Raw genomic sequence first — 6,944 nt, forward strand, 5'->3', positions numbered from 1 at the left:
AAGGGAGATAATAAAATTAAATCGAATAGATTTGGAGGTTGCATAATACACAATAAAATGTATAATTAAATAAGCAATCCACAAAATATTGTGTTTTTACACAAGAGGAGGAATTTCCTGTGAAAATCTCTGAAAACGCGAAGAAGGTTCTGGAAAGAAGGTATTTGGCTAAAGATGAAAATGGCAAGCCTATTGAGACAGTTGAGAAGATGTTTGAAAGGGTTGCAAGGACTATCGCTGAAGTGGATTTAATTTATGACAAAAATGCTGATGTAGAAGCAGTAAAGAAAAGATTTTATGATATGATGGTAGATCTAGATTTTTTGCCTAATTCACCAACCTTAATGAATGCGGGTAGACCATTAGGTCAGCTTTCAGCTTGCTTTGTTCTTCCTGTAGGAGATTCTATGGAGGAAATTTTTGACGCGGTAAAGTACGCGGCAATTATTCACAAAAGCGGTGGAGGTACGGGATTTAGCTTTTCTCGCCTACGGCCCAAAGGAGCTACAGTCAGAACGACTGGAGGCGTTGCATCAGGACCCGTTAGTTTTATGAAAGTTTTTAATGCAGCGACAGAAGCGGTAAAGCAAGGTGGTACTCGTAGAGGAGCAAACATGGGTATTCTACGGGTAGACCACCCTGATATATTGGAGTTTATACAGTGTAAAAAAGATAACAATGAAATAACGAATTTTAATATAAGCGTGGCTATTACAGAAGAATTTATGAAGGCTGTTGAGGAAGACGGGGAATACGATTTAATAGATCCTCATACAGGTAAGGTTACAAATAGATTAAGAGCGAGAGAAGTCTTTGATCTGATTGTAGAAATGGCTTGGAGAAATGGTGAACCGGGTATTGTATTTTTAGATAGAATAAATGAGAAAAATCCTACTCCTGAGGTTGGAGAGATTGAGTCTACCAATCCCTGCGGTGAACAGCCACTTCTTCCTTATGAATCTTGTAACTTAGGTTCAATTAATCTTGAAAACATGTTAAAAAAGGTAGAAGGCAGATACGAAATAGATTATGACAAACTTAGAGAAACGGTTTATGATGCAGTACATTTTTTGGACAATGTTATAGATGCGAATAAATATCCACTTCCTCAAATTGAAGAAATGACAAAAGGTACTCGAAAAATAGGACTTGGAGTAATGGGATTTGCTAACATGCTTTTAAGACTTGGCATACCTTATGATTCTGATGAGGCAGTTGAACTTGGCGAAAAATTGATGGAGTTTATTGATAAAACTTCCAAAGAAGCATCGATTAAATTAGCAGAACAAAGAGGTACCTTTGGTTTCTATGATAAGAGTATTTACAAAAAAATGGGTATAAAAATTCGAAACGCTACAACTACTACTATTGCCCCGACTGGCACCATATCTATCATTGCAGGTACTTCTAGTGGCATAGAACCGGTGTTTGCAATAGCTATGACGCGAAATGTTATGGATAATACACAACTGGTGGAAGTAAACCCGGTATTTAAAGAGATTGCTATTGAGAGAGGGTTTTATTCGGATGAACTAATGCGAGAAATTGCCCAAAAGGGCAGCCTCAAAGACATAAAGGGTATACCAAAAGATGTTAAAAGGGTTTTTGTGATAGCCCATGATATTGACCCCGAGTGCACATTAAAATGCAAGCAGCTTTTCAAAAACATGTTGATAATGCTGTTTCTAAGACTGTGAACTTTAGAAATGAAGCCACAGTAGAGGACGTTAGAAAAACTTATCTTCTTGCCTATAAACTTGGTTGTAAGGGGGTTACTATATACAGAGATGGAAGCCGTGAATCGCAAGTATTGAATTTAGGTATAAAGGAAAAGAAAGAAGAAGCAAAGCCTAGAGAAGAGCAAACTAAAAAAGAACTTTTACGACCAAGGCCAAGACCTCCCGTGACGAGAGGAATAACTGAAAAAGTGAGGATAGGTTGTGGAAATCTTTATATAACAGTTAATTATGACGACCAAGGCATATGTGAGGTATTTACAAATCTTGGAAGAGCAGGCGGATGTCCTTCACAGTCAGAAGCTACCAGTAGGCTTATATCTATAGCATTGCGCTCAGGCATTGACGCTAAAACAATTGTAGAGCAATTGAAAGGTATAAGATGTCATTCCACTTTAAGGCAAATGGCTACCAACAAAGAAATAAAGGTGTTATCTTGCCTGATGCTATTGGCAAGGTTATTGAAAAAGTGATGAAAATTCGAGTGGAAGAAGAACAACAATTTGCACCTATCGACGTACCTATATATGAAAATAATTATAATGGCGATAAAGATGACCCTAAACTAGAGGTTGCGTTGAGTGAGGCTGACTTATTAGAGAAAGAAGGACTTTGCCTGAATGTGGCAGCCCAATAGAACATGAAGGTGGCTGTGTTGTGTGTAAGAATTGTGGTTATTCTAAATGCGGTTGATATTTATAAAAACCCTTCTGTAGCAATTGCTACAGAGGGGTTTTTATAAATATTTAAAAGGGTATACAAAATTCGACATTTTATGATGGAGATTTGTGGTACAATTGGCTCTGATAAATAAAAGTGATTAACTTTACAAATCTTGTCAGTCCAAGAAGGATTTTTGAAATAAATGTAGAATACTAATATGATTCGGAAAAACGAGGGGATTAGTATGGGGAAGTACAGGGAACTGGTTTTTAATATAACCTTAATTACGGTAGGAAGTATATTATTTGTGTGGGCACTTTACTACTGCAAAAGCGGGATTGATTGGAGAGTTTTTTTGATTTTGTTAGTTTTCGCAATAATTCTGGATAATCTTGGAATATTGTATACAGATATTAAATTGTCTTTAAGCCCTACAATAGGAATGATTACTTTTTTGATTTTTGGCACAGTTGGAGCGGCTGCTCTCATGATAGCATCTGTTATGTTTGATACTATTGTAATAAGGAAAAAGGTAAAAAATGGGTTTTTAAATGGGGGAATGCTTTCTATTACATATTTATTAGCTGGATGGTTTTATGAATTCATAGGTGGAAAAATTGGCATAATTTCTCTCTCGCAAGTTAAATATATTTTAAGTTATGTCATAGTGAGTTTTCTTTTGAACAACTTTATATTATACTATGCGTTAAAAGTACAAGGGAAGATTTTGTTTAAAGAGTATTGGAATGAGAGTGTATTATTAGAGTTGGGCACTTATATAGTGATGATTCCTGTTTCATTAGTCCTTGCATATATTTATTTTAAATATGAGCTTCTGCTTTTTGTGTTATCTTTAACTCCACTTATATTCATAGCATATGCTTTTAGAATGATTAGAGATTTGATTAAGGCAAATAAAAGGCTTAACGCTATATATGAGATGGTTAAAATGATAAATTCGAAGCTAGAGTTAGAGAAAATATTAGATACTATCATGGAAGTTATTTCTCAAGTTGTTTCTATATCTGCAGCAGCAATATACTTAACAGATTCTAATGGAGTAGCTACTTTAGTAAAATCGATAGGTAATCGAGAAGGAGAAGAGGGATTTAAAAAGAATTATTTTAAAGATGAAGGAATAATAGGAAAGTGCATATCCTCTAACAAAACAATAGCAATTAAAGATTTGAAGCAGGATAAAAGATTTTTAAAGGAACAATTTTTGCATAACTATGGCAGCGTCGTAGTATCTCCTTTAAGGTCTTCGGGTTCTGCTATTGGATGCCTGGCGGTATTGCATGTAGATACAAATGTCTTCGATGAGGATTCTGTTAGAATCATAGAGATAATTGTAGATCAGGCATCTGTTGCAATAATCAATGCTAAGCGGTATTATGAAGTTACAAAAAAGTCTATTACTGATCCTTTAACAAAGACTTATAATAGAAGATATTTTAATGATGCATTAATGGAAAATATTATGAGGCAGATGAGAACAGTGAGCCTGTAAGCCTTATAATGTTTGATTTGGATAATTTTAAATTGATAAATGATACTTATGGCCATTTAATTGGAGATGAAGTACTTAAGGAAGTGGCAAAACGTATAAAAAACAATGTGAGAAGTGATGATATTGTAGCACGATTTGGCGGAGAAGAATTTGCAGTAATTTTACCGAAACTTACTGCGGAACAAGCCTACACGATAGCGGAGAGGATAAGAAGTGAAGTATCTTCTAAACCAGTGAAAACTGAAAAGGGAGACATACACATAACTATAACAGGAGGAGTAGCGGATTATCCTAGAAAAGCTGATTCTGCTGAAAAACTTATAAGCCATGCGGATAGAGCTTTGTATGCAGGTGGCAAAAGTAAAGGAAGAAACAAAATTGCTATATATGAAGTGTGAAAAAGACTTAAAGAGGAGACTGGGAAAATATTTTCCTGGTCTTTTTTATTTTATCCATTGATTTAATCAATTAATAAAGTTTTACCACATTAATAAGGTATAAAAAGTTACACTTAAATTCCTTGAAAATAAACGCTTTTTAGGTATAATATTAATCGAAAGGCGAAATAAATTTGTTAATAGAGTTACCACATTAAATGTGGTAAAAGGGTGATTAGTTATGGATAGGATACTTGAGATTATAAATATGCTTTTAAATAGTGAAAAACCCCTTACGGTTGATTATATTGCAAATAGATTGAAAGTGTCTAATAAAACAATAAGGAATGATTTAAAAAAAGTTGAAGAATATGTACAACAAAAAGGCGTAAAAATTATCAAAAAACCAAGAGTAGGCATTTTATTAGAGGGTCCTAGAAATAAGAGACTTGAGCTTGCTGATGAGATTAAAAAGAGTTTAGACTTTGAAGAGCCTTTTTCGCCTGAAGCAAGAAAAAACTACATTTTAAAGCGATTATTTATGAGCAAAGGAAGTGTTACTATAAAAGAACTAGCTGAGGAACTTTATGTAAGTAGGGTTACAATACACAAAGATTTACGAAATGTTGAAAAATGGCTTAACAAATTTAATCTAAAACTTTTAAAAAAACCTAATTATGGCATTGAAGTGGTAGGCGATGAGGAGAATTGGCGAAATGCAGTGGCAAGCTTAATTGTTTCAACTAAAGAACAAAAAGAATTAAAAGAATTTTTATATAATGATTACACTGGTAGGATAGATTATAGAACATTAGTGCAATTAAAGGAACTTTTTGATATTGATTATAAGCAACTTGAAAAAATAGTTAGTAATGCTGAATCAAAACTCAAATTTAGGTTTTCGGATGAAGCTTTTATAAGTTTGGTTATACATGTAGCTATTTCTATCGAAAGACTAAAGCATAAAAAAGATGTTAAATTATCAAAGACGGTCTTAAATAATCTAAAGCAAAAAGATGAATATGTGATAGCTCAACAGATGGCGAAAGAGATAGAGACGAAATTTAATGTAGTTCTTCCTGAATCAGAAATAGGATATATTGTATTGCATATTATTGGTACTAAAATGCAGCAAAATAAAATTGAAGATGTGAATTTGGAGTTGGAAGATGAAGAAAGTATTGAACTAGCGGTTATTATGTCAAAAGAAATTATAAATATTGCTGAAAGGGCATTGTGCATTGATTTAAGCAATGATAAGCAATTGCTAAATGGTTTGATACTTCATTTAAGACCAACTATAAATAGGCTCAAATATGGTTTAACACTAAGAAATCCACTGTTAAACGATATTAAAGAAAATTATCCTGAAATATATGGGGTTGCATGGATGACAAGTGTTGTATTTGAGAAGTATTTAGGTAAAAAAGTTGCAGAAGAGGAAATAGGTTATATTGCACTACATTTAGGTGCTGCAGTTGAACGAGCTAAAAAACCACTTAGAGCCTTGGTTGTTTGTACAACTGGCATTGGAACGGCACAACTTCTTGCGGCAAGGCTTGAGAAATCTTTTAAACAGATAGAAATAAAAGACATAATTTCTTCTGTTTCGCTACATGAGAGTATCTTAAATGACATAGATATAGTTATCTCTACTGTACCTATTGAGATAAATAAACCTTTTATAAATATAAGTCCTTTATTAACTCAAAATGATATAAAGCGACTTGATGAATTTATAGAAAGTCTAACTAAAAAATCTAATTTAATAGAGACCCAGTTAATTGAGGTTGATGATATTTACCTACAAAAAGAGGATTTGCTAAGTAAGGTATGCATGGAGTTAAGTAAAAAAGGATATGTAAAAGATGAATATCTTGAAGATGTCATAACGCGAGAAAAAATAGCTTCTACAGCTATAGGAAATGGTATTGCAATTCCCCATGGTTTACCAGAACATGTTAATAAATCAGTTTTTACAGTGGTGAGACTAAAAAATCCTATGGTTTGGGATGAAGAAAAGGTAGATATGTTATTTATGATAGCTTTAACTCAGAGAGATATAGGGAAAGCTAGGTATATATTTAGAAAATTGTATAATAAACTTGAATCATCTGAATTTGTAGAAAGTATAAAAAAAGCAAAAAACAAAGAAGAAATTATAAAGTTATTGGAGGTAATTTACGATGCTGATAAATAAAAATCTTGTTACACTAAATCTTAAAGCAAAAACCAAAGAAGAGGCAATTAAAAAATTAGCAGAATTGGCGCAAAAAGAAGGGAAAATAACTTCTGTAGATGAGTATGTAAAATGCGTGCTTGAAAGAGAGAAGGCATATACAACGGGGGTGGGGAATGGAATTGCAATACCACATGGAAAATCAAAAACTGTAAAGGAGGCGGTGATAGTATTTGGTAAGACATCTGATGGAATAGAATGGGATTCGTTAGATGGGAAACCTGTCAATTTAATTTTTCTCTTAGGGGTGCCTGAAGAAAATGTGAATAACGTCCATCTTAAAATATTATCACAATTATCTCGAAAATTAATGAATGATAATTTTGTTGAAATCCTTAAAAGAGCAATAACTATTGAAGAAATCTTAAATGCTTTAAGTGATATTCGAGTAAGTTAAAAATAAACAAAAACAAAATATA

The 6,944-nt window shown here is 33.2% G+C and carries 2 protein-coding genes and 2 pseudogenes; all 4 read left to right on the forward strand.

Translation table 11 applies throughout. The features are described 5' to 3' along the window. Positions 1–119 precede the first annotated feature (119 nt). A pseudogene (locus JCM7501_RS10380) lies at positions 120–2,429 on the forward strand (vitamin B12-dependent ribonucleotide reductase). A 214-nt stretch (positions 2,430–2,643) separates the two neighbouring features. Beyond that, positions 2,644–4,307, forward strand: a pseudogene (locus tag JCM7501_RS10385) (sensor domain-containing diguanylate cyclase). 220 nt (positions 4,308–4,527) lie between these two features. Beyond that, on the forward strand, positions 4,528–6,486 hold the full coding sequence (locus tag JCM7501_RS10390) for a BglG family transcription antiterminator (RefSeq protein WP_028992052.1): 1,959 nt from the start codon (positions 4,528–4,530) through the stop codon (positions 6,484–6,486). Then, positions 6,473–6,922, forward strand: coding sequence for a PTS sugar transporter subunit IIA (locus JCM7501_RS10395; RefSeq protein WP_028992051.1), 450 nt, complete (start codon positions 6,473–6,475; stop codon positions 6,920–6,922). Before JCM7501_RS10390 ends, JCM7501_RS10395 begins: the two co-directional genes overlap by 14 nt. The last annotated feature ends 22 nt before the right edge of the window (positions 6,923–6,944 follow it).

The sequence above is a fragment of the Thermoanaerobacter thermocopriae JCM 7501 genome (assembly GCF_001310975.1).
Classification (GTDB): domain Bacteria; phylum Bacillota; class Thermoanaerobacteria; order Thermoanaerobacterales; family Thermoanaerobacteraceae; genus Thermoanaerobacter; species Thermoanaerobacter thermocopriae.

Bases quoted from the DNA above. Each gene is read 5' to 3' on its own strand.
- JCM7501_RS10390 (WP_028992052.1), top strand. From the start codon at position 4,528: ATGGATAGGATACTTGAGATTATAAATATGCTTTTAAATAGTGAAAAA.
- JCM7501_RS10395 (WP_028992051.1), top strand. From the start codon at position 6,473: ATGCTGATAAATAAAAATCTTGTTACACTAAATCTTAAAGCAAAAACC.